Annotated in this window: 23 protein-coding genes, 2 tRNA genes and 2 pseudogenes; 12 read left to right on the top strand and 15 right to left on the bottom strand. The window is 65.6% G+C overall.

Annotation, left to right across the window (positions count from 1 at the left end):
• Positions 1-70: 70 nt before the first annotated feature.
• The 3 genes from ACSKT0_RS06670 to ACSKT0_RS06660 form a co-directional block, all read right to left on the bottom strand.
• On the bottom strand, positions 71-904 hold the full coding sequence (locus tag ACSKT0_RS06670) for a hypothetical protein (RefSeq protein ID WP_437773055.1): 834 nt from the start codon (positions 902-904) through the stop codon (positions 71-73).
• A complete protein-coding gene (locus tag ACSKT0_RS06665) occupies positions 901-1,467 on the bottom strand; it encodes an RNA polymerase sigma factor (RefSeq protein WP_437773054.1) in 567 nt (188 codons plus the stop codon). The genes ACSKT0_RS06670 and ACSKT0_RS06665 overlap by 4 nt, the downstream gene beginning before the upstream one ends.
• 90 nt (positions 1,468-1,557) lie before the next feature.
• Positions 1,558-2,475, bottom strand: a complete 918-nt coding sequence (locus ACSKT0_RS06660; protein WP_437773053.1) for an alpha/beta hydrolase — start codon at positions 2,473-2,475, stop codon at positions 1,558-1,560.
• A gap of 84 nt (positions 2,476-2,559) precedes the next feature.
• Here ACSKT0_RS06660 and ACSKT0_RS06655 point away from each other — a divergent pair, with 84 nt between their 5' ends.
• The 4 genes from ACSKT0_RS06655 to ACSKT0_RS06640 all read left to right on the top strand — a co-directional run bounded on the left by ACSKT0_RS06655 (position 2,560) and on the right by ACSKT0_RS06640 (position 6,251).
• Entirely contained in the window at positions 2,560-3,432 is an 873-nt protein-coding gene (locus tag ACSKT0_RS06655; RefSeq protein ID WP_437773052.1) for an SGNH/GDSL hydrolase family protein, read from the top strand.
• Between the two features lie 98 nt (positions 3,433-3,530).
• A complete protein-coding gene (locus ACSKT0_RS06650) occupies positions 3,531-4,073 on the top strand; it encodes a Chromate resistance protein ChrB (RefSeq protein WP_437773051.1) in 543 nt (180 codons plus the stop codon).
• Positions 4,070-5,236, top strand: coding sequence for an MFS transporter (locus ACSKT0_RS06645; protein ID WP_437773050.1), 1,167 nt, complete (start codon positions 4,070-4,072; stop codon positions 5,234-5,236). Before ACSKT0_RS06650 ends, ACSKT0_RS06645 begins: the two co-directional genes overlap by 4 nt.
• 124 nt (positions 5,237-5,360) lie before the next feature.
• Positions 5,361-6,251: a DUF427 domain-containing protein gene (locus tag ACSKT0_RS06640; RefSeq protein ID WP_437773049.1), complete on the top strand. Its 891-nt coding sequence runs from the start codon at positions 5,361-5,363 to the stop codon at positions 6,249-6,251.
• Here the strand turns inward: ACSKT0_RS06640 and ACSKT0_RS06635 are convergent.
• The 6 genes and pseudogenes from ACSKT0_RS06635 to ACSKT0_RS06610 form a co-directional block, all read right to left on the bottom strand.
• Positions 6,187-6,698, bottom strand: a pseudogene (locus ACSKT0_RS06635) (MFS transporter); the annotation flags it as partial. The gene ACSKT0_RS06640 and the pseudogene ACSKT0_RS06635 overlap by 65 nt on opposite strands.
• A 61-nt stretch (positions 6,699-6,759) precedes the next feature.
• Entirely contained in the window at positions 6,760-8,043 is a 1,284-nt protein-coding gene (locus ACSKT0_RS06630) for an MFS transporter (RefSeq protein WP_437773048.1), read from the bottom strand.
• Positions 8,030-8,707 carry an ArsR/SmtB family transcription factor gene (locus tag ACSKT0_RS06625; RefSeq protein ID WP_437773047.1) on the bottom strand — a complete coding sequence of 226 codons (678 nt, stop codon included), beginning with the start codon at positions 8,705-8,707 and terminating at the stop codon, positions 8,030-8,032. The genes ACSKT0_RS06630 and ACSKT0_RS06625 overlap by 14 nt, the downstream gene beginning before the upstream one ends.
• 65 nt (positions 8,708-8,772) lie before the next feature.
• On the bottom strand, positions 8,773-9,678 hold the full coding sequence (locus ACSKT0_RS06620; RefSeq protein WP_437773046.1) for a cation transporter: 906 nt from the start codon (positions 9,676-9,678) through the stop codon (positions 8,773-8,775).
• Positions 9,675-10,001: an ArsR/SmtB family transcription factor gene (locus ACSKT0_RS06615; protein ID WP_437773045.1), complete on the bottom strand. Its 327-nt coding sequence runs from the start codon at positions 9,999-10,001 to the stop codon at positions 9,675-9,677. The genes ACSKT0_RS06620 and ACSKT0_RS06615 overlap by 4 nt, the downstream gene beginning before the upstream one ends.
• A gap of 53 nt (positions 10,002-10,054) precedes the next feature.
• Positions 10,055-10,144: pseudogene (locus ACSKT0_RS06610) on the bottom strand (YnfA family protein); the annotation flags it as partial.
• A gap of 153 nt (positions 10,145-10,297) precedes the next feature.
• Here ACSKT0_RS06610 and ACSKT0_RS06605 point away from each other — a divergent pair.
• From ACSKT0_RS06605 to ACSKT0_RS06595, 3 genes are all read left to right on the top strand, one after another.
• Entirely contained in the window at positions 10,298-11,719 is a 1,422-nt protein-coding gene (locus ACSKT0_RS06605; protein WP_437773044.1) for an FAD-binding oxidoreductase, read from the top strand.
• A gap of 407 nt (positions 11,720-12,126) precedes the next feature.
• Positions 12,127-14,784: a PEP/pyruvate-binding domain-containing protein gene (locus ACSKT0_RS06600; protein WP_437773043.1), complete on the top strand. Its 2,658-nt coding sequence runs from the start codon at positions 12,127-12,129 to the stop codon at positions 14,782-14,784.
• Positions 14,785-14,871: 87 nt separating this feature from the next.
• Positions 14,872-15,411: a relaxase domain-containing protein gene (locus ACSKT0_RS06595; protein WP_437773042.1), complete on the top strand. Its 540-nt coding sequence runs from the start codon at positions 14,872-14,874 to the stop codon at positions 15,409-15,411.
• Between the two features lie 102 nt (positions 15,412-15,513).
• On the opposite strand, the gene ACSKT0_RS06590 is transcribed toward ACSKT0_RS06595, so the two are convergent.
• The 5 genes from ACSKT0_RS06590 to ACSKT0_RS06570 all read right to left on the bottom strand — a co-directional run bounded on the left by ACSKT0_RS06590 (position 15,514) and on the right by ACSKT0_RS06570 (position 19,422).
• Positions 15,514-15,587, bottom strand: a tRNA-Ile gene (locus tag ACSKT0_RS06590).
• A 100-nt stretch (positions 15,588-15,687) separates the two neighbouring features.
• The gene (locus ACSKT0_RS06585) at positions 15,688-16,884 is read right to left on the bottom strand and encodes a glycosyltransferase (RefSeq protein ID WP_437773041.1); all 1,197 of its coding nucleotides are present in this window, start codon (positions 16,882-16,884) and stop codon (positions 15,688-15,690) included.
• A 110-nt stretch (positions 16,885-16,994) separates the two neighbouring features.
• The gene (locus ACSKT0_RS06580; protein ID WP_437773040.1) at positions 16,995-17,900 is read right to left on the bottom strand and encodes a DMT family transporter; all 906 of its coding nucleotides are present in this window, start codon (positions 17,898-17,900) and stop codon (positions 16,995-16,997) included.
• Complete coding sequence (locus tag ACSKT0_RS06575) at positions 17,900-18,523, bottom strand: CDP-alcohol phosphatidyltransferase family protein (protein WP_437773039.1); 624 nt, start codon at positions 18,521-18,523, stop codon at positions 17,900-17,902. The genes ACSKT0_RS06580 and ACSKT0_RS06575 overlap by 1 nt, the downstream gene beginning before the upstream one ends.
• 50 nt (positions 18,524-18,573) lie before the next feature.
• Positions 18,574-19,422 carry a phage holin family protein gene (locus ACSKT0_RS06570; RefSeq protein ID WP_437773038.1) on the bottom strand — a complete coding sequence of 283 codons (849 nt, stop codon included), beginning with the start codon at positions 19,420-19,422 and terminating at the stop codon, positions 18,574-18,576.
• 178 nt (positions 19,423-19,600) lie between these two features.
• Here ACSKT0_RS06570 and ACSKT0_RS06565 point away from each other — a divergent pair, with 178 nt between their 5' ends.
• The 3 genes from ACSKT0_RS06565 (at position 19,601) to ACSKT0_RS06555 (ending at position 21,553) form a co-directional block, all read left to right on the top strand.
• Positions 19,601-20,830: a multidrug effflux MFS transporter gene (locus ACSKT0_RS06565; protein WP_437773982.1), complete on the top strand. Its 1,230-nt coding sequence runs from the start codon at positions 19,601-19,603 to the stop codon at positions 20,828-20,830.
• A 75-nt stretch (positions 20,831-20,905) separates the two neighbouring features.
• Positions 20,906-21,085, top strand: a complete 180-nt coding sequence (locus ACSKT0_RS06560) for a glycine zipper domain-containing protein (RefSeq protein WP_059387861.1) — start codon at positions 20,906-20,908, stop codon at positions 21,083-21,085.
• Positions 21,086-21,145: 60 nt separating this feature from the next.
• Positions 21,146-21,553 carry a hypothetical protein gene (locus ACSKT0_RS06555; RefSeq protein WP_234750734.1) on the top strand — a complete coding sequence of 136 codons (408 nt, stop codon included), beginning with the start codon at positions 21,146-21,148 and terminating at the stop codon, positions 21,551-21,553.
• 105 nt (positions 21,554-21,658) lie between these two features.
• Here ACSKT0_RS06555 and ACSKT0_RS06550 read toward each other — a convergent pair.
• A tRNA-Asn gene (locus tag ACSKT0_RS06550) sits at positions 21,659-21,731 on the bottom strand.
• 208 nt (positions 21,732-21,939) lie between these two features.
• On the opposite strand from ACSKT0_RS06550, the gene ACSKT0_RS06545 reads away from it, so the two are divergent.
• Together ACSKT0_RS06545 and ACSKT0_RS06540 are read left to right on the top strand one after the other, a co-directional pair.
• Positions 21,940-22,710 carry an MBL fold metallo-hydrolase gene (locus tag ACSKT0_RS06545; protein WP_437773037.1) on the top strand — a complete coding sequence of 257 codons (771 nt, stop codon included), beginning with the start codon at positions 21,940-21,942 and terminating at the stop codon, positions 22,708-22,710.
• A gap of 162 nt (positions 22,711-22,872) precedes the next feature.
• The gene (locus tag ACSKT0_RS06540) at positions 22,873-25,800 is read left to right on the top strand and encodes a fibronectin type III domain-containing protein (RefSeq protein WP_437773036.1); all 2,928 of its coding nucleotides are present in this window, start codon (positions 22,873-22,875) and stop codon (positions 25,798-25,800) included.
• Positions 25,801-25,809: the final 9 nt, after the last annotated feature.

Here is a 25,809-nt window from a genome sequence, read left to right as displayed (position 1 = left end):
TGACCGCGCTTCCGCGCGTCAGGGGTTTCTTTTGTTTCGGGCTAAAGGGCCCCTCACGTGTCTGCTTGTCCTAAAGGGTCAGACGACTCGTTCCCGTAGTGCCGTCTTGGTAGGTCACTTCGACCTCGGCACCATCGCTCGACGCGTTCCGCAGTTCGTCTCCTGGCAGCCACAAGGCGAAGCGTCCCCGGGACACGGTCGCTGTCACGCCCCCGTGGGTCCGGCTTCTATAGACGATTGAGAGAATGTCAGAGCCCGCGATGCCGGCCGCCAAGGAAATGTCGCCTGCGCTCATGGTTCCCGTCCCTAGAGCTGTGGCGGTCATCTCACGCGGGCCCGGAACCGTGTGAGGGCTGGACTTTCCAACCGATCCGATCATGCCCTTACCGAAAAGACTGACGGCGTCATCGGTGATACACAGCGCCGAAAACCCGCCCTCACCCGTGAGCACCACCGTGGTCCACACGCCGCGCCGCTCGGCAATCGCTACCGCAGCCGAGTCGACGTCGTCAGCGTACATTCCACCCCCTACATGCTTCTTGGATTCGCGGCACTCCGCGGCGGCACTGGCACGTTCAGTTTCAGTCATGCCGGCCGGAACGGGCGTCCAGCTGGCAAACGCAGGATCCCCGCCTGACAAGGACGGCAAGACAACCAGGCCTGCAGTGACCACCGCCACCATTCCTCCGACCACGGCGACCCTGCGGGAGGTCCATCTGCTGCTTTGAGGCCTACGATTGCGGGCGGCGCTCCTCATCGAGGGGCGCTCGGATGGTGTCTCTGCCGGGTCGGTGGACAAGATGCGGAGAAGATCGGCGTCGGCCCTTTCACTGTCGACGGGGGCCCTGTGGTCCGCGGCGTCCAGTGATCGAAGCAGAGTATCGATCTCTTGATTGCGCGTCATGGCGTGGTTGTCCTTTCGAAAGAAGCCGCAGGTGTGCGGGACTGCCGGGGTAGGTGTTCGAGGAGAAGGCGAAGGGCTCGGCGGGCGCGGCTCACTCGCAGACGGAAGGCGACCGGTGAGATGCCGAGTACTGCGGCTGCCTGTGGTGCTTTGAGGTCTTCGAAGACAATAAGGCCCAAGGCCTCCTGATGGACCTCCGATAGCGCACGCCATGCCCTGCCTAGGTCCACGCGATTCACGATCGGGTCAGCGTCTTCGTCGAGGTAGGCCAGAGCGGCGGAGTCTGCGAGACGAACACCGAGTGCTAAACGACGCCGTTCGCCCCGGTGGGTGTTTAGCAGAATGTTTCGCGTAATGCCGAAGATCCATGCCCTCGCGTCACCATGGCTGCTCGGCAACTCATCGAGGCGGCGCCACACGACAAGGAATGCGTCGGCGACGACGTCTTCGGCGTGGTCAGGGTGGGCGCGGCGTTGAACAAATCTCATGAGCTCTGGGTAGACGAGTTCATACAGCAATCTGAAGGTGCGCTCCCGGTCAGGAGCGTTGGAAGGGTGCCTCATGCTCTATACCTGTCTGCCACCCGCCCAAGTGTGTCGCACCTTGCGCATTGGTGCCGGAATCGACCCGCGTGGTCGCCCCGGCTGAGCGATTCAGTCTGCTGGGCCCAGCCGAATCCGAAGCCATGCGTTGATGTGTTCGAGGGCGGCCCGTGCCATCGGCGTCGCGTGCCCGGTGAAGCCGTGGGGGGAAGCGGGATAAATTCGCAGATCGACCTCGACACCGGCGGCCGACAGCTCCGTGGCCATGGCGAGATTGTCTTCCAGGAGGATGTCGTCGCTGCCGATCACGATCAGGATCGGCGGTAGGCCCGCGGGCTCGGCGAAGAGCGGCGAGAGGTCGGGGTGTGTGCGATCCGGAGCGGTCCCCGCATAGGCGTGGAGAAAATACTCGTCGGCGATCCGGCGTCCGGCCGGCGTCTTCGCGGCGAGGTCATAAGTGCCGAACTGCAGCACCCCGCCGCCGAAAGCCGTGACCCCGCGGTCGCGCAACCGCACAAGCGTAGACAACGCCAGCGTCGCCCCCGCAGAAAAGCCACCGATAGCGAGTTTGGCTGTGCCAAAACGGCGTTCGGCATGCTCCACCAGCCACAGCGCCGCTGTCTCGCAGTCGTCGGGTGCGGAAGGCCACGGGTGCTCCGGAGCGAGTCGATAATCCACGCTGACCACTGCAATACCCAGCGCATCCGCAAGCCGCCTGTTGCGAACGTCGCTTCCGGCGGCCGAGCCCATGTAGAAGCCGCCGCCGTGGATTTCCAGGAATACGCCCGCCACCGGGGCACTGGCCGGCACGTGGATCCGGACAGGAACGCTTCGCCCATGCGCGCTTGCCAGTTCTGCGATTGGCCGTGGATCGCACTGCGCAGGTGCCGCCGCTCTCGCTCGGAATGCGAGCAGCTCTTCCCGACTGCCCGGCCCACGGCCAGCCGGCCGCCGGGCGTAGAAAGCGCGGGATTCATCGACGAGTGACCACAGTCCAGGATCGATCAGCGAGGGCAATTCGAAGCTCACAGGATAACTCTAGGATGCGCATCCGGCGAGCGAAGAAGAGAGGCCACCGTGGCGCGTTCGGCCTGGCAGGAGCAGTATGGAGGGATGAACGCTCCCAGCGCCGATAGTCCGGCGCAGGGTGGCCCCGTTGTTTCCGGTGCCCGCCTGCACCCGTGGAGCCGTTATGTGGCCCTGGGTGATTCCTTTACCGAAGGGGTAGGAGATCCGGAGCCTCGCAGCCCTGGGGGCTTGCGAGGCTGGGCGGACCGGGTCGCGGAAGAACTGAGCGCCGGACACGACGATTTCGCTTACGCGAATCTGGCGGTCCGCGGACGGTTGCTCCATCAGATCCTGGATGAGCAGGTCGGCCCCGCACTTGCCCTGCAGCCGGATCTGATCACTCTCAATGCCGGGGGCAATGACCTGATCTTCCGCAGAAGCGATCCCGACAAACTCGCCGTCCGGATGGACGCCGGCGTGCAACTCCTCGCCGCTGCCGGCGCAACGGTTGTACTGTTTGCCGGACCGGACTGGGGCGCTACGCCCGTGTTGGGACACACCCGCGCCAGGGTGGCCATCTTCAACGAGAACCTGCGCACCATCGCCGCACGCCACGATGCGGTAATCGCCGACCTCTGGGCCCTGCGCCAACTCACCCACCCACGAATGTGGGATCCGGACCGGCTGCACTTCTCCCCCTTGGGACAGCACACCATCGCAATCATGGTGCTGGATACCCTCAACGTCGCCCATGCCTTGGAACCGATGACACCGAAAGACCTACCCGGGCGCAGCTGGCGCGAAGCTAGGACCGATGACATTGTGTGGGCACGCGAGCACTTGTTCCCATGGGTGCTGCAACGTCTCAAACAACGAATCTCCGACGACGGGCGGCACGCAAAGCGGCCGGATCCCGGCCCCGTGTTTGGCGCCTGGATGCCCCCCGGAACGTTCGTGGGAAACGATCCGCCAAACTAGTCGCGAACTCTCGGGTCCTCGACCGCGGATGTGATGAGACCGCGTTGGTGCCGTCCACGAGGGAAGGATTCCTTGTAACAATCGTTACACTTTGCTTTGTGACTAGTGAACAGCGCACGTCCTGGCTCGTGATGATCGTCCAGGTTCCCTCCCAACCCTCCAGGCACCGGGTAGCCGTTTGGCGGGAGCTTCGCCGTTTCGGCGCGGTTCCCGTGGGGCAGGGTGCCTGGACCGCCCCGGACGTTCCGGTGTGCAGGACGGGTGCCGAGAGGGCCCGTGAGCTGGCTCGGGCCGGCGACGGAGAACTCGTTTTGCTGACGACGAACGCTGACGACGCCGATGCCGCCCAGCTGCGCAGGCTTTTCGAAGCGGCCAGGGCCGATGAGTGGGCCGAGTTCACGGCGGACTGCGGCAAATTCAACGAAGAAGTTGCCAAGGAAATCGCGAAGCGCAAGTTCACCCTGGCCGAACTGGAGGAAGAAGAGCAGAGCCTGGAGAGGCTTCGCCGATGGTTCCGCAGCAACCGCTCCAAGGCGGTCTTCGCCAGCCCGCTGGTCGATGCGGCGGAGACCGAACTTGCCCGGTGCGCCGCGGTTCTTGAAAAATTTTCAGATCTTGTCTACCTTCAGGTGCACCAGTGAGCCCCACCAGGACCGCCCGGGAGATCCACGGGCATACCATTCCTCTCTACGCAGCGGGTTTCGTGACTGCTTTCGGGGCCCACAGCATTGCTTCAGGAATAGGGGCCCAGAGCGGGAACATCGGCCTGAGCCTGCTCAACCTAGGCATCCTGCTGGCCGTTTACGATCTGGCCGAAGTGTTTCTCAAGCCCGTCTTCGGTGCCCTCAGTGACCGGATAGGCGCCAAGCCGGTCATCGTCTGGGGCCTTCTGGCATTCGCCGGTTTCTCGCTGTTGGGGTTGTGGGCGGCGGACCCGCTCCCGCTGGGCCTGACCCGTCTGGGCCAGGGAGCAGCCGCAGCGGCATTTTCTCCTGCTTCATCGGCCACCGTGGCACGACTGGCCGGCGGCAGGAACGCAGGGAAATACTTCGGCCGGTACGGATCCTGGAAAGGCCTCGGCTACGTCCTCGGCCCGCTCCTGGGAGCTGGCCTGATCCATGTCGGGGGCTTCGCGCTGCTCTTTGCGGTCCTGTCAGCCCTCGCGGCGGCCACCGCTGTATGGGTAGCGGTGAGCCTGCCACGGTTCGAACCCGTTCCCCGGACCAGATACACCGTCCTTGACCTCGCCCGGCAGATCACCGAACGGAGCTTCCTCGTGCCGACGACTGTACTGGCAGCGTCCACGGGCGCACTAGGCGCGGCCATCGGGTTCCTGCCGGCCCTCGCCACCCGTCACGGGCTCGATCCCGTTGCGGGGACCGCCGCCGTAAGTGTCCTGGCCATCGCTTCGGCCATCATCCAGCCATGGATCGGGAAACGACGTGACCAGCAAAGGATCGGCGACACGGCGGGAATAAGGGCCGGGCTGCTGCTCTCCGCCGCGGGCGTCGGAATCGTAGCCCTCGCCCCGGGACCCCTCACCGTGTTCATCGCCGCCCTCCTGATCGGGGCCGGGGTCGGAACGGCCACCCCGCTCGCGTTCGCCCATTTGGCCGACAACACGCCCCACAGCCGGATGGGCAGGACCATGGGCTCTGCCGAGCTCGGCAGGGAACTCGGTGACGCAGGCGGACCATTGATAGTCGGAAGCCTCGCCACCCTGGGCGGACTGCCATTGGGCCTGGGTGCACTCGCCATGCTCATAGGCGCATCAACCGCACCGCGTCTCGATCGCACCAAATAGGCCATCAAGCCGCGGCCGGGCAAACGCCAAAGGCCCCGGCAACCGCCAGGATACCGGCGCCTTCCGGGTAGGGCTACTCGGACTTGACATTGACGGCAACCAGCCCCTCGCTCACGCTTGAAGCATGGCCACCAAACTATCCGGAGTGATCCTCGGGACCTTCCCGCAGCTGCGCTTCGAACCCACCGCCAAGCGGATCCGCGCGAGCCTGGGCGGGAACACCGTCGTCGACACCCTGCACGCGTGGCTGGTCTGGGAGCCGAAGCGCATTACCCCGATTTTTGCCGTGCCGGAGGCTGAACTTCTGGCAGAGCTGACACCGCCCGGCGGCCCAGCGGCCGACGTCCCGGAGCTCGCCGTCAGGCTGTCCGCAGACTCACTCCCGTCGCTGGATCCGCGCACGGGGTTCGGCCGGTACACCACCCCCGGCGAACAGCTGGATGTCGTGACAGGGACGACGACGGCTGCCGGAGCCGCGTTCCGCCCGGACGACCCAGACCTGGCCGGGTATGTCGTCCTGGATTTCGCCGCCTTTCAGTGGAGGGAAGACGACGAGGAGATCATCGGACACCCCCGCGACCCGTTCCACCGCGTGGACATCCGGGCGTCATCCCTGTCGGTCGAGGTCTCCCTCGACCAGGTCCCACTCGCCAGGACAAACGGCGCGCAACTCCTGTACGAGACGCTCCTCCCCGTCCGTTACTACATCCCGCCTGAGGACGTGCGGCTGGACCTCATGGAGGAGAGCCCCAAGAGGACCGTGTGCCCTTACAAGGGCGAAGCCCGCTACTGGACCTACCCCGGCACCGAGGACGGCAGGAATGTCGCTTGGAGCTACGACCGGCGCTTCCGCGACGCCGCGCAGATCCACGGGCTGGTGAGCTTCTTCAATGAAAGGGTGGACCTGACGGTCGACGGCGTCCTGCAACCCCGGCCGGTAACGCCTTGGTCGCGGCCGCAGGGACCTGGCTCGCTGCTTCGAGCCGGGCGTGCTGGTCTGTTTCGCGGACGGTAAGGCCGGACAGGCCCAGGCCGACGGCGATGAACGCGGCGCCGAGCAGGAACGGGGCCGGCCGCAGTCCGTAGGTGGCGGCGACGTAGCCGGTGGCCAGGGCAGTGCCCGCGACGCCGAGGTAGCCGGAGGCTTCGTTCAGGCCCATGGCCAGGCCGCGGCGGGAGGGACCGACGAGGTCCATTTTCATCGTCACGGTGGTGGACCAGGTCAGGCCCTGGCTGATGCCTAGGACGATGTTGGCCGCGACGTTCCATGCCCAGGACGGGCCGAAGATCAGAAACAGCCCGAACGCCAGGATGTAGGTCAGGGCGGAGGTGTGCTTGTCCAGGTGGAAGACCTGCCCGGCGAGCAGCGGCAGCACCGTGCGTTCCTGCCCAGCGTGCCGCCGACGAAGGCGTTGACGGCGACCAGGAGGATGAACTGGGCCAGATTCTGCCGCAGCCCCAGGACAGGAGGTTCCGTTGTCCGGTTAGGGTTGCTGCTCGGTTTCACGGGTCCGGGTGTCGGCTCAGGAGGCGGGGCTGACGGTGCGGGACCGGGCCCAGAAGATGACGGGGATCAGCAGCAGGGCCAGGACCCCGCCGGCTATCGACAGGACCGCGTAGCTTGTCTGGGCCATGACGAGCCCTGACATTGCCCCGCCGCCGGCACCGGCGACGGCGATCAGCACATCGACGGCTCCCTGGGTGCGGGCCCGGTTCGCCGGGACGGTCGCGTCCACGAGCAGGGCGGTTCCGGAGATCAGTCCCAGGTTCCAGCCCATGCCCAGCAGCGCCAGGGCCAGGATGAGCAGGCCGAGGGAGTCCGCCGGGGCCATGGCCGCGGTGAATCCGGCCGCGAGCAGGGTCAAGCCGGAGGCGATGGCCATCGGGGTGCGGCCGATGCGGTCCACGAGGATGCCGGTGAACAGGGAGGGCAGGTACATCGATCCGATGTGGATGCCGATGACGAGGCCGACCTCGGAGAGCGGGTGGCCATGGGCGCGCATGTGGACCGGTGTCATGGTCATGATGGCGACCATCGCGACCTGGGTGAGGACCATGACGGCGGCCCCCACGTACACTCCGGTGCCGGGCTGCCCGGCGGGCCGGGGCGTGCCGGCCGGGCCGGGAGCCAGTGTGGAGGACTCCAGTTCCCTGGCGAGCAGGAAGGGATCCGGGCGCAGCAGGGTGAACAGCACGGCTCCGGCGGATGCGTAGGCGGCCGCGGCGAGCAGGAACGGACCGGCGAGGGCGGGAATGCCCAGGCTCGCGGCGAACCGGCCCAGCACGTCGACCAGGTTCGGGCCGACCACGGCGCCGAGGGTCGTGAAGACCATGGCGATGCTGACCGCGGTGCCGCGGCGGGAGACCGGGGCGAGGTCGGTGCCTGCGTAGCGTGCCTGCAGGTTCGTCGCGGTGCCCGCCCCGTAGATGAACAAGGAAATAAAGAGCAAGGGGATACTGTCGATGACGGCTGCGCCGACGACGCCGAGGGCGCCGAGGGCTCCGGCGGCGAAGCCCAGAGCCAGCCCGGTCCGGCGGCCCAGTCGCTGGGTGGTGGCTCCGACAAGGAATGCCGCCAGCGCCGAGCCGAGGGTGAACAACCCGGCGGGCAGGCCGGCGGCGCCGTCCCCGCCGAGCATGGACTGGGCGAGCAGCGCGCCGACGGTGACCCCGGCGGCCAGGCCTGCCCCGCCCAGGATCTGGCTGGTCGCGACCACGATCAGGGTCCGGCGGTGAAGGGATTCCTGCACGGCTGCGTCAGCGCGGATGCGCGCCCCGAGCAGCGCCATCTGCTCACGCGGTTGCATCGAGATCCACCTCGCGGGTTGCCCGCCACTCGATGATGCCTTCATCCATGGCCATCGCCGGGATGTCCCTGACCGTCAGCCACGCCGCGGCGTCCCTGGCGAGCCTGCAGAACTCGCCGCGGCAGTACACGACCACGGGCTTACCGGCCGGGATCTCACCAACACGGTCCTGCAGCTCCGCCAGGGGAATGGACACCGCTCCGGGGAAATGCGCCGCCTCGTACTCGGAGAGGGGGCGGACATCGAGGACTGTCATGCCGGAGGTGACGTCGGCCGGATCGATGGTCCTGACCGGAGGCTGGGCGCCGCCGGGTGCGAAATAGGTTGCCAGCGCGTCCCGTAGGGCGGGGGAACGCAGCATTCCCACCCGCTTGATGGCCAGGTACATCTGGGCCACGTCATCGCCGGCAAGCTGGTACAGGATGGTGGTCCGCACCCGCCGTGTCCGGACCAGGCCCGCCCGTTTCAAGAGCTGCAGGTGCGCCGAGACCGTGGTCATCCCCATCCCCAGCATTGTGGAGAGCGTTTCCACGGGGTGCTCGCCCTGGGCCAGGAGCTCGATCAGCTCCAGCCGTTTACCGTTCGACACCGCCTTGGCGATGCGGGCCAGCTGATCGAAGACTTCCAGCTTCTCCTCGCCCGAAGGCGTAGTCCATGACTCCATGGAATAACACAATACGCCCGGAGGGTGATCCGGGAAGGGGCCCGCTTGAAGGAAATCCGGTGAGCTCAGGCCGGCGCTATTCCTTGCCCGTGCGCACGGTCAGGGGGTATCGGAAAGGTCTTCGGGGCTGAGGCGGAAGCGCACTCGGCGCAGCAGGCGACGGATTCGGGCCCGGCACCATGCCCTGGTCCCGCGGCGGTCTCCATCGCCTGGCCTGGGGCTGCGGTGCCAACGGTCACTGCCGTGTCCGGGTCCGCAGCGGCCGGTGCGCAGCAGTCATCCAGGGCTGGCCGGTCGGCTCCGGGGCCGGCCTCGGTCGTGGTCCCGGAGTGTCCGGCATAGGCGACGGCGCAGCACGCGTCCCCGCGCCAGGCGTTGATGCCTTCGCGGACGGCGATCGCCGCGATGGCCAGGGCCGCGACGGGGTCCGCCCACCACCAGCCCAGCGTGCTGTTGAGCACGAGCCCGGCCAGCAGCACCGCGGAGAGGTATGTGCACAGCAGGGTCTGCTTGGAATCGGCCACCGCCGTGCGGGAACCCAGTTCCCGCCCGGCGCGGCGCTGGGCCCAGGACAGCACGGGCATGATCCCCAGGCTGAGGGCGGCAATGATGATGCCCGGGGTCGAATGCTGCGGCTCGCCCGCACCGGTCAGTGCGCGGGCGGCGTCAGCGGTCACGAAGGCGGCCAGGGCGAAGAAGGACACCGCGATGATGCGAAGCGTCAGGTGCTCGCGGCGTTCCGGGTCCCGGGCGGAGAACTGCCAGGACAGAACCAGGGCGGAGGTGACTTCGATGACCGAGTCCAGGCCGAAGCCGATCAGCGCGGAGGAATCCGCGACGCCGCCGGCCCAGAGCGCGGCGACGGCCTCGATGAGGTTGTAGCTGATCGTGGCAGCGGCGAACAGGCGGATGCGCCGGCTCAGCACCGCCCGGCGGCCGTCCGAAGAGGCCAAGGTGGTTGCGGTGCTCATGCCAGGCAAGTCCCGTCCGGGGCGCAGCAGGCCGGGTCCACGGCGAGCACCACCCCGAGCAGGTCCTTGATTGCCTGGCCCAGCCGGGGGTCCGCGAGTACGTACCGGGTCCGTCTCCCGTCCGGGACGGCCACGACGAGCCCGCAGCCGCGCAGGCAGGCCAGGTGGTTGGACATGCTCTGCCTGGACACCTCCAGGGAGTCGGCTAGCTCGGACGGGTAGGCCGGCGCGCCGGCCAGGGCCAGCAGGACCCGGGCCCGGGTCGGGTCCGAGACCGCGTAGCCGAAACGGGCAAGCACCGGGGCATGGGTGAGGGTTTCCATGACGAAACAGTACATCAGACTCTGTATTCAGAGGATGCTGTATTCCGGTTTCGTTATCCGGGGCTGCGCGGAGCGTACATGATGACCACGACGCCGAGCAGGCAGATGACTGCCCCGATGATGTCCCAGCGGTCCGGCCGGAAAAGCTTCAAACTGCCGAGGGCATGGTGAAGTCCCCGCCGCACTACGCGCTCCGGGCCATACGACGCCCTCCAGAGCGGCCACGCAACCTCTGGTTTGGAAGGGAGGCCCGGGTGTACGATCCCGGTACTGTGTCGTCGTACCGGGAGAAAACAATGTCTATCTCAGAGCAATCTTTGGCGGCGTTTCGAGACTCCTTCGGCGGCGAGGTCTTGGCTCCAGGAGAAAATGGCTATGACACGGCCAGATCAGTATGGAACGGCGACATTGACCGGCGCCCGGCACTGATCGTCCGGCCAACGGACGCTTCACAGGTGGCAGCAGCGATCAGCTATGCCCTAGCCGAAGGGGTTGAGCTTTCCGTGCGGGGCGGCGGGCACAGCTACGCGGGCCACTCGGTTTGCGACGACGGGCTGATGATTGACCTGAGTGCCATGAACGCCGTGAGTGTTGACCCGCAGTCCCGCAGAGCCCGTTGCGGCGGCGGCACTACCTGGCTCGAGCTTGACGCGGCGACTCAGGAGCATGGGCTCGGAATGACCGGCGGGTTCATCAGCCACACGGGGGTGGCGGGTTTGACGTTGGGGGGCGGAATGGGCTGGCTCACAGCCCGGACCGGGCTGAGCTGCGACAGCCTTGTCGCTGCGGAGCTGGTGACCGCAGACGGACGCGTCGTCACCGCCTCGGAGAAAGCGAATCCGGATCTCTTCTGGGCCTTGCGGGGCGGAGGGGGCAACTTCGGGGTGGTCACCAGCTTTGAATTTGCCCTTCATGACGTTCCACCGCTGGCCCAATTGGCCTTGTTCTTCTGGGATCCCGAGCACGGAAAGGAAGGCCTGCGGTTCAGCCGCGATTTCGTAGCGACCTTGCCTGACACCATGGGCTCCCTGATCGCCGGCTTGAGCGCACCGCCTGCGCCGTTTGTTCCCCCGGAGTACCAAGGACAGCCTGGTTTTGTACTGGCGGTCGTCGGATGGGGCACCGCGGAGGAGCACGAATCCGTCCTTCAGCCTATCCGGCGGATGACACCCCAGCCCCAGTGGCAGATGCTGTCCCCGATCCCTTACGTCCAGCTGCAGCAGATGTTCAACGAAAGCGCCCCGTGGGGCACCCAGGCTTACGAAAAGGCCCTGACCCTAGATGATCTGAGCAACGATGCCATCGACGTCTTTGCCGACTTCCTGCCCCGCAAGGCGTCCCCGTTGTCGTTCGTCCCGGTTTTCCCGCTAGGCGGCGCGTTCGCCCGGACCGCGGATGCGGACAGCGCGTTCGGCGGCAGCCGGGGAGCCAAATGGGTCTTCAACATCTCCGCAGCCTCCCCCACGCCCGAGATGTTCGACGCGGACCGGGCCTGGGTCCGTGAATTCTGGGCGGCGATGCGGCCTTACGCAGCCGGGGCGGGGACCTATGTGAATTTCCTGTCCGACGCCGACGACGAAGACCGGGTCAGGGCCTCCTACGGGGCAGAGAAATACGATCGGCTCGCCCGGATCAAGACTGAATGGGACCCCGGCAACGTGTTCCACCGAAACGCCAACATCCGCCCGGACAGCGGGGCGGCCAGAACCCCGGCATGATGAGACCGCAGCTCACCGTCACTCTGACCTGGCCGCCAGGAGACACAGGACAAGTCCATGCCCGCCGACGCAGTCCCTGCCTCAGCACGTTCCGGCATGCGAGGCTTAACACCGCTGCAGAGTGAGTTCAACTCATGGAGACGTTTCTCCGCCTCCGACCAAGTGGAGTGGGTCCGGCCCAGCTGATCAACCGGCCTCACGCCAGACTCTGGGAGAAGATCGCGGCGTTGATGTCCGATGATTCGCCAATCGCTGTCTGATCAACCACCATGGCCTGGGGCTGACCACGACCTTCAAGCACACCGGTTGGGGCGTGTTGTTTTGCCCGGGGCCGCCATTGAGTTCACCAGCCGGCGGGCATAAAGTCGGCACGAAGCATCATCGGCACTGCAGGAACCGGGGACATCATGGATTCGGCGAGCGAACGCCGGCGGGGGGACGGCCAGGAGCGTTTCGTCATCGATCTGGCCGGGGTTGGGCCCGGTATGCTGCCGGTTGTCGGGGGAAAGGCGCTGAATCTTGGGATCCTCGCCGCTGCCGGGCTGCCGGTGCCTGGCGGGTTCTGCCTGACGACGGCGGCCTACCGGACGGTCGTAGCGGACCTGGACGGGCTTGGCGCAACGCTCGACGCAATGCGCCCGGGGGTCCCACCGGACCTGCTGGAGGCCTCCGCACGTACGCGCGCACTCATTCTGGATGCCGCGGTTCCAGAGCCTGTGGCCGATGCGCTCCGAGCCGCTTACGCGGAATTGGGACGCGACGTGCCAGTCGCCGTACGATCTTCCGCGACCGCCGAAGACCTTCCCGAGGCCAGTTTCGCTGGCCAGCAAGACACCTTTTTGAATGTTGCCGGCATGGATGCCCTCCTGGATGCGGTCCGGCGATGCTGGGGTTCGCTGTGGACGGACCGTGCGGTCGCCTATCGTGCCGCGAACGGGATCGGGCAGGGCGAGGTCGGAATCGCCGTCGTCGTCCAGCGGATGGTGCAGGCCGAGGCATCGGGTGTCCTGTTCACCGCGAACCCGGTAACCGGCACCCGCAGGCAGGCCGTGATAGACGCTGGCCGGGGGCTCGGGGATGCGGTGGTGTCGGGCGGCGTCAACCCCGACCATTTCGTGTTGGACACCTCCAGCGGCCGGGTGCTGGAGCGTCCGCCAGGGAGCCAACGTGGACAGGCGAGCGCTGTCGGGAGACCGTGCATGACGGACGCGCAGCTGGGTGAGCTGTCCGCATTGGGCGCCGGCGTTGAGGATATTTTCGGCGCTCCACAGGACCTCGAATGGGCCGTGGACGCGGCAGGGAAGATCTGGCTGACCCAGTCAAGGCCAATCACCACGCTGTATCCGGTGCCGGAGGGCGTGGATCCGGCCGCAGGAGCCCGCGTTTTCCTGTGTGCCAGCCTGGCCCAAGGACTCGTCCGGCCGATCACGCCGATGGGGCTGGCCCTGTTCCAGCGCCTGAGCACCGCCAACGACAGCGGATGGCAGATGCCAGGGGCCGGGCTGCGGCCATACGTGGACCTGACCCCGGTGGTCCGAAGCAAGGGCGGCCGGAGGACCTTGCTCAGGACGTTTCGAGTTGCGGAGGCACGGTCCGCCGGGCTCCTGCACACCCTCTACGACGATCCGAGGTTCTCCGTGGTCCGGGGATCCCGCACCCCGAACATCTTTGCCGGGGACATCGTCAGGCAGCTGATCCAGCTGCCGTCCCGGCTGGCCGAGGCCGCATGGCGGCCGGAGGCAGCGCTGCAGCGCGTGCGGAGATTCGCGGACGAGCTAGAGAAGCGGCTGGAATTTGGCGAACCAGCAACCGCGGTGCAGCGCATGGACTATGTGGATCGCGTCATGCCCGGGGCCTTTGCGAACGCGGTGCCGAAGGTGATCGCGGCGCCCGCCGCCGGGTTTGTGCTGTTGGGTGTGGCCCGATGGTTGCTGCGCGGAATAGCCGCGCCCGGGGAACTGCAGGCAGTTCTGCGCGGCCTGCCCAATAACGTCACCACGGACATGGACCTGCAACTGTGGCAGCTGGCCACCAAGGTTCGTTCTGATCCAGCCGCCACCGAGGTCCTGGCGGCGGAGCCAGCAACTGAATTGTCCCGTCGGTACGCCGCAGGCACGCTTCCGCCGGTTCTGCAGGAAAGGCTGGGGGCGTTTCTAGGGCGCTTTGGCCACCGGGCAGTCGCGGAGATCGACTTGGGGATGCCGCGCTGGGGGGAGGACCCGGCGCATCTTCTGGGCGCCATCGCCAATTACCTGCGGGTCACCGATCCGGAGCAGGCTCCGGACGTCCAGTTCGCGCGCGCCGCCGCCCAGGCAGAGGAGAAGGCCGCGGATTTGGTGGCCAGGGCTGCCCGGCGCGGCAGGCTGCGGGCGGCGATTGTTCGGTTGGCGCTGCGCCGGGCACGGCAGCTGTGCGGGTTGCGCGAGCAGCCCAAATACTACCTGGTGGTGATTCTTGCGGCGCTGAGGCGGCAACTGGCAGCCGTGGGCGCGGAGCTCGCCCGCTCCGACCGGATTGCCGAGGCAAGCGACGTCTTCTTTCTCCAGCCGGACGAGGTGCGGGTGGGGCTGCGTGGAGCGGATCTGCATCAGCTGGTGGCCGGCCGACGGCGTGTCTACGAGCGAGAGCTGCGCCGCCGGTACATTCCGCGGCTATTGCTGTCCGACGGCACGGACGTGGAGGCCGCGGCGGCCCGAACTTCAGGACTGGCGGTGGCGGAAGGGGAGCCTCGGCGGCTGGTGCTCTCTGGCAGCCCGGCGTCTGCCGGCATCGCCACCGGCAAAGCTAGGGTGATCCTGGACCCGGTCGGCGCGCACCTGGAGCCGGGCGAGATCCTGGTGGCGCCGTCGACGGACCCCGGCTGGACGCCGTTGTTCCTTACCGCCGGGGCATTGGTCATGGAGATGGGCGGAACCATTTCGCACGGGGCGGTGGTGGCCCGCGAATACGGCATCCCGGCTGTCGTCGGCGTCCCCGACGCCACCCTGCGGCTCGTTACCGGGCAGACCATCACCGTTGACGGCGCCGCCGGAACCATCACCCGCGCAGATGAGGACAATAGCTGAGGAGCGCCGCTTAAAACGGCCTCTTGCGACCTGCCCGCGACAAGGCCTCAGCAAGGGGACCCTATTCCAGGCTTGTCGCTCGGCAACATGCCACCATCCAGCAGGCTGCCGGAACAAAGGGCCTCGAACAGCGCATCGACGCCCTCCAGACGGCCCTCCGGACCCAATCGTCGGAACTCGAGCGCCTCGAAGCAGGGAACGCGGAGCAACAGGCGATGGCTCGGCTCCGGCCTGAACGGCATCGGCCGAACAACCGGTGACCTCGTCACGGAAACCGACGCGAAGGCCGTTTTAGACGATGTCGCCCACCCGGATACCGGCGCTCCGATGGGCCGGGCACACGGCCAAGCCACCATCGTCCAAAACAATAGTGGGCAAACCGTTACTCGGCACGCTGTCGCCGGATTTGACCTCACGTTCAGCGTCCCCAAGTCCGTCTCCGTGCTCTGGGCGCTAGGCCCCACCTTCAGGAAGACCGTCGGAACACTGCTGGAGGCTTCGTCAGGAGTGGCTGCCGCTTCCGCCCAGCTTGGCCACTCCAGCGAGAACGTGACCAGGAAGCACTACGTCCAGAAGACGCACGAGGCACCTGATAACACCTCGCTGCTCGAGGCGTTCGGTAACTAGCTCGATTCGTTTCCGGTGGGTTTCCGGTGGATGGCCACCTGAGAACGTCAAAACGAAAGAGCCCCTGACCTGCGTTTCCGCAGTTCAGGGGCTCTTTTCAGGTAGGGCTACTCGGACTTGAACCGAGGACCTTAGGATTATGAGTCCCGCGCTCTAACCAGCTGAGCTATAGCCCCGAGTCACCGGGGACGCTTTGTCAGCGTCCCCGGCCAAAACACTCTAGCAAAACAATTCGGCTCCTGATGCCAAGCAGGAGCCTACGCCGCGCTCGTGTGGCTAGATGACCTTGTCCTCATAGCTCGCCCCGCGGTAGAGGTCCTCGAACGTCTGCAATGTGCCTTGGATGCTGTGCGGCTCCACCATGGCGCGGCTGGCCTTGCCCATGGCTTCGAGTTCGCCGGCCGGCAGGCGGAAGAGCTCGGTGATCCGGGCTGCCAGTTCATTGCTGTCCCCTGGCGTGAACAGATGCCCGTTCTCGCCTTCACGCACAAGGTGCGGCAGGGCCATCGCGTTGGCGAGAAGAACCGGAGTCGACGCCGACATCGCCTCGAGCGTCACGAGGGACTGCAGTTCGGCGGTTCCGGGCATGCAGAACAGGTCCGCCCGAATGTACGCCTTCCTCAGGTCCTCGTCGCTGGCGAGGCCCAGGAACCTGACCCGCTCGCCCAGGCCCAGGCGCTTGGCTTGGGCCTCCAAAGCGGCACGGACCTCTCCGCCGCCGACGATTTCAAGATGCACATTGAGTTCGGCGGGTGTTTTGGAGACGGCGTCGATCAGGACGTTCACATGCTTTTCTTCAGCAAGGCGGCCGACGAAGAGAACGGTGGGGTTGGCATGCGGCTCGATTTCTTCGCCCGGCGCAAGTTCGTAAGCCGCCGCGTCAATACCGTTGGACAGAGGCAGGACCTTGCGGAGGAAGGCGTGCTGGTGCATTGCCTTCGCGGCCAGCGGCGTGGGAGTAGTGACGACATCGGCCTGGCCCATGACCTTGCCCATGTCTTTCCACGAGACCCGCCCGATGATGTCCTTGAACCACTGCGGGAACGGCAAGAACGGGTTCAGGTTTTCGGGCATGAAGTGGTTGGTGGCGATGATCCGGATGCCCCGCTTCTTCGCCTCGTAGAGAACATGTTCGCCGATCATGTAGTGGCTTTGGATGTGAACGACGTCGGGCTTCACCTTGTCGAAGAGCATCCGAATGTCGTTCTTGATTTCCCAGGGGTAGCAGATGCGAAAGTACTCGTGCGTAAAGACTCCGTGGGACTTCAAGCGGTGCACGGTGCCTTCATCCCCGAACTCGGTGAAGCTCTTGCCGTTGTCCGCCCGGCAGGCCAGCACATGGACGTTGTGCCCCCGCGCCTTCATGCCTTTGGCAAGCCGGTACCCGAACTGTGCAGCACCGTTGACCTGCGGGCGGTAGGTCTCCGCCGCGATCAGGATGGTGAGGGGTTTGTTGGTTTCGGGAACAGTCACGTGGAGAACTCCTGATGGTCACGGTGCGAACATCGCAAAACGTTTGGCCCTGCGGTGTCTTCGCCGGTTGCCTGCCGCGGGTGTGCGGGGCACGGTTGTCGAACTTTGCCCTAGGCCTTCCGGCTTGCAGCCGCCTTCGCGTCACGTTTTCGCTTGGTGACCTCGGGATGGTGCCGGCTCAGGGCAATAACCCCCACGATAGCAAGGGAAGCGGCCACGGCCATGCCGATTGCAAGCACGGCGTGGACATCGGGACGAAGCTCACCCAAAATTGCGATCCCGATGGCAATTCCGACAATGGGGTCCACCACAGTCAGCCCTGCGATCACCAAATCCGGTGGCCCACCGGAGTAGGCACTCTGCACGAACCACGAACCAAGCCCGCCGGCAGCGGCGATTGCCACCACCGTGTACCACTGAACGTTAAGCAAAAAGTGCCCGTTCGGGTCCAGCAGGTGCCGGCCGATGATGCGCGTCAGCACCGCGACGAATCCGAACAACACCCCGGCTCCCAGGATGTACACGAAAGCACTCAAGCGGTGCCGGAACATGACAGCCAACGTTCCAAAAAGCCCGACGGCGAGGGTCAACAGGAGCACGATGGTTATTTCGTCCTCGCCGCTGACGTGGTGGTTCTCCTGGGTGGCGTTGACAGCCAGCAGGACGAACATCGCCGAGCCAGTCACGCAAGCAGAGATCGCCACCACCGTGCCGCGATTGATTGCAAGTCCCTGGTCCTTGGCATTGACCACCGTGGTGATGACCAAGGCGATGGCTCCGATGGGCTGCACCACCGTCAAGGGTGCCGACACCAAGGCGATAGCGTTCATCCCCATGCCCAAGGCGAGCAACAGCAGGCCGAGCATCCACCGCGGATTTCTGAGAAGCCTCAAAAAACCCTTGGAACTGAGGGCGAGGCCGCCGGTATCGGCCTTAACCGCGCTGCCCTGGCGCTGGGCGCCAATGGCAAGGCAAAAGGCGCCAAGCACCGCAAGAAGGACTGCGAACCAGGCCATCAGCTGCGACCGCCGTCGTTGGCTTTGAGTTCTTTGCCCTTACGCAGGATTGCCCAGAAATAGTTGTAGGCCGCCACCCAGTGCCCCAGCAGACCCAGGCCCAGGCAGATCCATGCGATCACGAAGTACACACCGGTGTAGGGAATCGCGAGCCTCGAGAGGACCAGAAGAGGCGTGCCCAGCAGCAGGAACGCGGTCCTGATCTTGCCGATCCGGCTCACCGGGAGGTCGGGGTGGCTATGGAAATAGAACAATGACGCAGTGGCAAGCACGACGTCGGGCACCACGAGGGCGGCCAGGTACCACCAATCCACCACACCGGCGATGGCGAGCGTGACAGCGACGGCGATGAGTGCCAGGCGGTCCGCGACGGGATCGAGGATGCGGCCCAGTTTGGAGGTCTGGTTGAAACGCCGCGCGACGTAGCCATCCACCCAGTCAGTGCCGCCCATGATGGCGAGAACCAGTACGGCGAAACCGTATTCTCTTTGCCACAGCACCAGCCACACGAACAGCGGGACGCCCATGAAGCGCAACACGGTGAGGAAATTTGGGACGGTGAAGATGAGATCGTGGTCGATCTGTGGCTGGCCCGGGCGTGCGCCTGCACCGATGAACCTCACCTGTCCCCCTTTCCGTAGTTCGCAGCTGACGCTGCTGCTTGCCGTCCCGATTACTTCTTGAACAGCTTCCGCAGTCCTACTGCGGCCACCGTGGCGGAAGCGGCGAAGAGAAACAGCTCTTTCCAGCGCGCGGCGAGCCGCTCCGGCAGCCCGGCAGGAACTTTCTCACTGAAATCTGCGAGCTTGTCGGCAGCGAACCGGCGTCCGTCGTCGAACTTTTGCCCGGCAACGTCGCGGAGGACCTTTCCCTGGGTCTTGACGTCGAGCTCGACGCCGAGCTGATCGCGAACGTCGGCGAGGTGCTCGCGGCGCTGCTCCAGACGGCGGAGCAGCTCAGCTTCGCTTGGGGCGGGGGGTTGCTCTGCTTTGTGTGCTTCTGCCTTGGCGGCTTTTTCAGCCTTGGCTTTCTCAGCTGCGGCGGCTTTCGCTGCCTCCGCTGCCTTGTAGGCTTCCGACGAGGGGTCGAGGATGCTGGCATCGAAGGAAGTGCCCTCCTTGACTATGCCGAGATCGTGCTTGATGCCGCGGATGGTCTTCTCAGGCACAAGCGGCATGGCGCCTTTGAACCCGCGGAATGCCACGAGTGCCCCGATAAGAATGATCAAAAGGAACGCCGCCGCAACCACAAGCGCAGCCAGCCACGGTGGCATGACCGTGGCCAGGCCCAAGATTGCCGCCACAACCAGGGCGATGACGAGCAAAGAGAGAAAGATCAGCGCAACGCCAGCGAAAGCGCCGGCAACACCCAGCTGTTTGCCTTTGCCCTTAAGTTCAAGCTTGGCCAGGCTGATTTCGTCGTTGAGCTGCCGCGGCGCGAGCCGGGCTGCAAGTTTCAGGGTGTTCGGCAATGCCGAAATGCCCGGGCGTTGGCCAGCCCGGCCGCTGTGACGTCCACTCATAGGTTCCGCCTCACTGCTTCCATCTTGCTCCTACCCGGCTCCGGCACGGAGACGAATACAGCCGCCCACGCGCACCTGTCCACAAAACTACCATTCAGCTTCAGCCTCAACTTCCGGGGCGGTCCTGCGGCGCGCCCCAGCCATCGCTGATAAATATGATCTGTCGCACATAGGATTGATAATCGTGAACACTCCCCCTGTACCGGGCGATTCCCTTAGTCGACGCGAAAAACTCCTCTACATCCTGCTACTTGGCGCATTGACCGCCTTGGGTCCATTCACAGTGGATCTCTATTTGCCGGCGTTTCCCGCGCTGGAGCATCATTTCGACGTGTCAGCGGCTGCGATCCAACTCACACTCACCGGCACAACGGTGGGCTTCGCCATTGGCCAATTGATGGTGGGTCCGTTCAGCGACAAATTCGGGCGCCGCATGCCCTTGATCCTGGCAACGGCCCTGCACATCGGGTCTTCCCTCGGCGCCGCGCTGTCCACGGACATCAGCACCCTTGCCCTTTTCCGCGTCCTGATGGGCGTCGGTGCAGCCGGCGGTGGCGTAGTGGCCATGGCGATGGTCCGGGACCTCTTCGCGGGCTACGCCATGGTGCGGATGTTCTCCCGCATGTCGCTGGTGAATGGCCTGGCGCCTATTTTGGCTCCTATCATCGGTTCACAACTGCTGTTGGTGATGCCATGGCCCGGGATCTTCTACTTCCTGGCGAGCTACGGAATCCTCGTGTTCATTGCCGCGGTTTTCCTTATCCGGGAAACGTATCCTGCCGAACTCCGCCGGCAGACGACGTCGACGGCGGGCCAGCGTTACAAGGCCGTGTTCGCCGACCGGATTTTCGTTGGGATGCTGCTCGTAGGCGGCTTCAACTTCGGCGGACTGTTTGCCTACCTGTCCGCGTCCACTTTCCTGTTCCAACAGGTCTACAACTTTTCCCCGCAGGAATACGGCCTGCTGTTCGGTGTCAATTCCTTGGGCATCGTCGCTGGCGTCCAGATCAGCTCCAGGGTCATCCGGCGGGTGGCACCCCAATGGATCATGGCGTTCGCCACGGCCTGGATGCTGCTCATGGCCCTTTTGATTGTGGTGTTCGATCTGCTCGGCTTCGGCCTATGGGGCGTCATGGTCCCGTTGTGGTTCTACATCCTTGCCACCGGGTTCATGTTCCCCTGCGTCCAGGTGATTGCCCTGGCCAACCATGGCGCGCAGGCCGGAACCGCGGCCTCCTTGCTGGGTGCCTCGAACTTCCTGATGGCCGGCATCATCCCGCCCGTGGTTGGCTGGCTGGGCGTCGGTTCTGCCGTTCCTATGGGGGCCGTCCAGGCTGTGTGCCTCGCAAGCGCCGTGGCGGCCCTCTGGCTCGTCGTGCGGCCCCGGTCGGTCCCCTCCATCCACTAATCCGCCCATCCACTGATGCGGCTGTCCCCTGATTCGAGAAGCCCGGGCGTCGGCACGGAGAAGTAGGCTCAAACCATGACGCGCAAACCGCACCGCAACGGCAGGGGACTTTTCCTCGGAGCGGTGCTTGGCGCCGTCGTCGGCTTCCTGCTGGGCCGTGGGGCCGGAAACCCTGTGTTCGGAGCGCTGCTGGGCGCCGTCGTCGGTTCCGCAATCCTCTACCGGATCAATCCCGGGCCATGGAAACGGGACTAAGCAGGCCTTCCGTTGCTTCGAGGTCTGTTGCCGGTCATGGCCCGGCGATAAAGTTGAGATGTGCCCCGTTGGCAGGAACTACAGCCTATTCCAGCCCCATGGCAGCGCAGGGATGATGGCATCCTGCCGCTGTGGTGGGATCGTCTATGCACCGTGACAAGTCCGCAATCCGCGGCACTTTACGCGGCCGGGCTCTTCACCGAGGACCGCCGCCGGCCGATTGCGCAGTGGTTCAATCCGACAAACGGCGCGGCCCTGCTCGTGGCTCCGGAGACCTCCCCCGAATGGCCCGTCCAACGCTTCGGAATCTTTTACGCCCCGCCTGGCGGCGGATTCACCCGCGTCCACTCCGCCGCCCACGAATGGCACCCGCGGGAGCCGAGGACGCCGCCCACCGAAGATGACGCCTTCCAGTCCGCCGTGGCCGAGGCAGCGAGATTCCTTCAAGTGGAAATGGATTTCGTTTGACGACTTGGCGATGAGAATCTGCCCATTCGGGCAATTGCGCAAAATCAGACAAACCGAGACAAAAAACAGGTCCCGCACCAATAAAACCGGTGCGGGACCTTTGCGCTCCTCCGACTGGACTTGAACCAGTAACCCTTCGATTAACAGTCGAATGCTCTGCCAATTGAGCTACGGAGGAATGAAGCGGTTATGACTTTAGCAAAGGTTTTGCCTCAAGTGAAATCGAGCCCCGGCCCCCACGGGAAGGGCAGCAGAATACCCCTCCCGGGTATCGCCAAATGCCGCGGAGCCGACGCCCTCACCGAGGATAGGATAGTCCGACGCGCCTGAGGCGCATACGTAGAGCCTCCGAAGCGCATCCGTGACGGAAAGGAACAGAAGGAAGCATGCCTAAGAACTGGTCAGCCGAGGACAACGTGACGGAAGTTGCCGAGGACGTCTTCTTCGTCCAAGGGCCTGCCGTCAACTGGACGATCCTCAAGCGGGGCAAGGAATTCACCCTCATTGACACGGGCTATCCCGGGAACTGGCCATTGCTCCAATCGAGCATGAATTTCCTTGGGCTGGCTATGGAAAATGCTGCCGGAGTTCTCCTGACGCATGGTCACTCGGATCACATCGGCAATGCCGCCAGAATATCCGCGATGGGTATTCCGGTATTTGCGTCCCAGGCGGAGTTGCCGAACATCCGCCGGGAGGTCCTGGAACAAGTCACCGTCAAAGATCTTGGATCGCGGATCCTCCGCCCGAGGGTCGGCGTGTGGGCGGTACACGCCATCCGCTCGGGGGGCCTGTCCGACGTCGCGGTCCCGGGCGTCGCCGCGATGACCCAGGACATTCTCGACGGGCTCCCGGGATCTCCCCGAATCGTCCCCACGGGCGGGCATACCAGCGGCCACGTGTCCTTCTTCGTCCCTTCAGCCAAGGCCGTGGTCACCGGGGACGCGCTCGTCACGGGCCACGCCGTCAGTCCGGTCCACGGTCCGCAGTTGTTGCCCGCTGTCTTCCATCACCGTCCGGCGGAGACCTTGGCCAGCGTTGAGGTGCTTAGGCAATTGGGCGCTGAGACCATCCTGCCGGGTCATGGGCCGATGGTGAGCGTGCTCGACGGGGCAATCGAGCTCGTCTCTGAGGGAAGGTACTCGCCTTTCGCTTGAGTCGGCGGCCTTGGGGCCGGATACGCGCATCGGAGCCTGAGTGGACGAGCGGGAGACCGGGTCTAAAACGGGTACCACCCACTCTTAACCCGTGCGATGGATAGCCAATAGGCTCCGGACCTGGGGATTCTGACCCGGTCTGTTCAGAAAAAGGGGAAGCCGATGCGGCTCCTGACCATACTGTTCCGGCGGCCCACTTGGTTCCGCTGGGCCACGGCCGCGTCCGTGCTGTTTTTGCTGGGCTACTCCGCTGTCTACTTGGCGCCTGCCGCGCGTGCGGCACTTCCGAAAACAATCATCAGCCTGACCTTCGACGACGGCAATGCCGATCAGCTCCCGGCCGAACAGTTACTGAAGTCGCTCGGATTGCACGGCACCTTCTTCATTACGACCAGCTGGATCGATAATCCGTCATGGCTCACCCGTGCCAACCTGAACAGCATCGCCGCGGATGGCAACGAGATCGGCGGCCACACCATCACCCACCCGGACCTCACCACGTTGTCCACTTCGGCCGCAACCAACGAGGTTTGCGGCGGGCGGACCACGCTCGCCAGCTGGGGATTCAACGCCACCGATTTCGCCTATCCCTTCGCCGCCGAAAACTCTTCCGTCGAGCAAATCGTGAAGAATTGCGGGTTTGCGAGTGCGCGCAATTTGGGTGATATCCGTTCGCCTGCGAGTTGCTCGAGCTGCCCCTTCGCGGAAACCCTCCCCCCGGCCAATCCCTACAACACGGCGGCACCGGACGAAGTCGACAGCACGTGGACGCTGCAGAACCTCGAGGACCTGGTTACGAACGCGGAACCAGGAGGGGGCTGGGTCCAGCTGACCTTCCACCACATCGCGGTCGGAACAGATCCCACTTTGACTATCGATCCCAATCTCTTCAAGACTTTTGTCACATGGCTGGCTGCGAGAACGGCCAACGGAACCACGTCAGTTCAAACGGTCGCCCAGGCCCTGGGCAATGTGCCCAACCAGCCCCCGGTAGCCGCCTTCACATCCTCGACGGCGGGTCTGACAGCCACGTTTGACGGTTCGACTTCGACCGATCCGAACGGGACCGTGGCCTCTTACAGCTGGGACTTCGGCGACGCCTCCGCGGCAGGCACCGGCGTGAAGCCATCGCACACTTACGCCACAGCAGGAACGTACCAGGTGAAGCTGACGGTGACCGATAACTCCGGCCTCACGGGGAACGTCACGCACGCGGTGACTGTAGCTGCCGCCGCGACCGCGCCTGCCGCACCGACGGGTGTCAGCGCGACGGCGGGCAACGCTTCGGCGTCCGTGTCGTGGACGGCGCCGGGCAACGGCGGGTCCCCGATCACTTCCTATGCGGTGACGCCTTCGTCCGGGGGCACGGCCTTGGCTCCGGTGACGGTTACCGGGAATCCGCCCTCGACGACCGCGACCGTCACCGGACTGACCAACGGCACGGCCTACACGTTCACGGTCACCGCCACGAACGCCGTCGGGACCTCCGCGCCCTCCGCGGCCTCGGCCCCCGTCACCCCGACGGCCCCGACCGCACCCGCCTCACCGACAGGTGTGAGCGCGACGGCGGGCAACGCCTCCGCAGTGGTGTCCTGGACGGCGCCGGCCAACGGCGGCTCCCCCATCACTTCGTATGCGGTGACGCCTACCTCCGGGGGCACGTCTCTGGCTCCGGTGACGGTTACCGGGAATCCGCCCTCGACGACGGCGACCGTCACCGGGCTGACCAACGGCGCGGCCTACACGTTCACGGTCACCGCCACGAACGCCGTCGGAACCTCCGTGCCCTCCGCGGCCTCGGCCCCGGTCACCCCGACGGCCCCGGTTCCGGGCGTTGTCAACGGCGGGTTCGAATCCGGGCTCAGCTCCTGGACCACCGGCGGCGCCAGGGCACCGGTGGCCTCGACCACCGCCCACACCGGCACCGGCTCCGCGCTCCTGGGCCTGGCATCCGGCACCGAACCGCTCGGCGACAGTTCCCTGTCCCAGACGATCACCGTCCCCGCTACCGGGACGTCCACCCTGTCCTTCTGGTACCAGCCGCACACCGCCGACGAGACCTGCACCGGCACCGCCTGCCGCTACGACTGGATGGAAGCGCAGGTCCGCACCACCAGCGGCACGGTCCTGGCGAGCCTGTTCAAGCTCTGCAGCGACTCCGGCACCTGGACCCAGCTCAGCGCCAACCTCTCCGCCTACAACGGGCAGAGCATCGTGCTCTGGTTCAACGTCCACCTCGACGGTTCCAGCCCGGCCGATGACACCTGGATGTACCTGGACGACGTGGCCCTCACCAACACCCAGACCAACCCCACGGCACCCGCCGCCCCCACCGGGGTCACCGCGACCGCGGGCAACGCCTCCGCGGCCGTGTCCTGGACCGCCCCGGCCAACGGCGGCTCCCCGGTCACCTCCTACACCATCACCCCGCACGCCGGCGCCACCACCCTGGCCCCGGTCACCGTCACCGGGAACCCGCCCGCCACCAGCACCAACGTCACCGGCCTGGCCAACGGCACCGCCTACACCTTCACCGTCACCGCCACCAACGCCGTCGGCACCTCCGTTGCCTCGGCGGCCTCGGCACCGGTCACCCCCACCGGAACCACCAGCTCGGCCATCACCAACGGCGGCTTCGAATCCGGACTCAGCTCCTGGATCACCGGCGGCGTCAGGGCACCCGTGGCCTCCACCACCGCGCACACCGGCACCGGCTCCGCGCTCCTGGGCCTGGCCTCCGGGGCGGAACCGCTCGGCGACAGCAGCCTGTCCCAGACCATCACCGTCCCCGCCACCGGAACCACCACCCTGTCCTTCTGGTACCAGCCCCACAGCCAGGAAGACCCCTGCACCGGCAACACCTGCCCGTACGACTGGATGGAAGCACAAGTCCGCACCACCACCGGCACCACCCTGGGCAGCCTCTTCAAACTCTGCAACAACAACGGCACCTGGACCCAGCTCACCGCCGACCTCACCGCCTACAAAGGCCAGACCATCACCCTCTGGTTCAACGTCCACCTCGACGGCTCCACCCCCGCCGACGACACCTGGATGTACCTCGACGACGTCACCCTCACCACCCGATAGTCGCCCTCA

It is taken from the genome of Arthrobacter sp. KNU40, from assembly GCF_051515115.1.
In the GTDB taxonomy this organism is placed as follows: Bacteria; Actinomycetota; Actinomycetes; order Actinomycetales; family Micrococcaceae; genus Arthrobacter.
The sequence above is the reverse complement of the archived record's forward strand: the minus strand, read 5'-3'. Positions and strand labels throughout refer to the sequence as shown.

Coding starts and splice junctions, on each gene's coding strand:
- ACSKT0_RS06670 (WP_437773055.1), bottom strand. CDS start 904: ATGACGCGCAATCAAGAGATCGATACTCTGCTTCGATCACTGGACGCC.
- ACSKT0_RS06665 (WP_437773054.1), bottom strand. CDS start 1,467: ATGAGGCACCCTTCCAACGCTCCTGACCGGGAGCGCACCTTCAGATTG.
- ACSKT0_RS06655 (WP_437773052.1), top strand. CDS start 2,560: ATGAACGCTCCCAGCGCCGATAGTCCGGCGCAGGGTGGCCCCGTTGTT.
- ACSKT0_RS06640 (WP_437773049.1), top strand. CDS start 5,361: ATGGCCACCAAACTATCCGGAGTGATCCTCGGGACCTTCCCGCAGCTG.
- ACSKT0_RS06630 (WP_437773048.1), bottom strand. CDS start 8,043: ATGCAACCGCGTGAGCAGATGGCGCTGCTCGGGGCGCGCATCCGCGCT.
- ACSKT0_RS06625 (WP_437773047.1), bottom strand. CDS start 8,707: ATGGAGTCATGGACTACGCCTTCGGGCGAGGAGAAGCTGGAAGTCTTC.
- ACSKT0_RS06620 (WP_437773046.1), bottom strand. CDS start 9,678: ATGAGCACCGCAACCACCTTGGCCTCTTCGGACGGCCGCCGGGCGGTG.
- ACSKT0_RS06615 (WP_437773045.1), bottom strand. CDS start 10,001: ATGGAAACCCTCACCCATGCCCCGGTGCTTGCCCGTTTCGGCTACGCG.
- ACSKT0_RS06605 (WP_437773044.1), top strand. CDS start 10,298: ATGTCTATCTCAGAGCAATCTTTGGCGGCGTTTCGAGACTCCTTCGGC.
- ACSKT0_RS06600 (WP_437773043.1), top strand. CDS start 12,127: ATGGATTCGGCGAGCGAACGCCGGCGGGGGGACGGCCAGGAGCGTTTC.
- ACSKT0_RS06595 (WP_437773042.1), top strand. CDS start 14,872: ATGCCACCATCCAGCAGGCTGCCGGAACAAAGGGCCTCGAACAGCGCA.
- ACSKT0_RS06580 (WP_437773040.1), bottom strand. CDS start 17,900: ATGGCCTGGTTCGCAGTCCTTCTTGCGGTGCTTGGCGCCTTTTGCCTT.
- ACSKT0_RS06570 (WP_437773038.1), bottom strand. CDS start 19,422: ATGAGTGGACGTCACAGCGGCCGGGCTGGCCAACGCCCGGGCATTTCG.
- ACSKT0_RS06560 (WP_059387861.1), top strand. CDS start 20,906: ATGACGCGCAAACCGCACCGCAACGGCAGGGGACTTTTCCTCGGAGCG.
- ACSKT0_RS06545 (WP_437773037.1), top strand. CDS start 21,940: ATGCCTAAGAACTGGTCAGCCGAGGACAACGTGACGGAAGTTGCCGAG.
- ACSKT0_RS06540 (WP_437773036.1), top strand. CDS start 22,873: ATGCGGCTCCTGACCATACTGTTCCGGCGGCCCACTTGGTTCCGCTGG.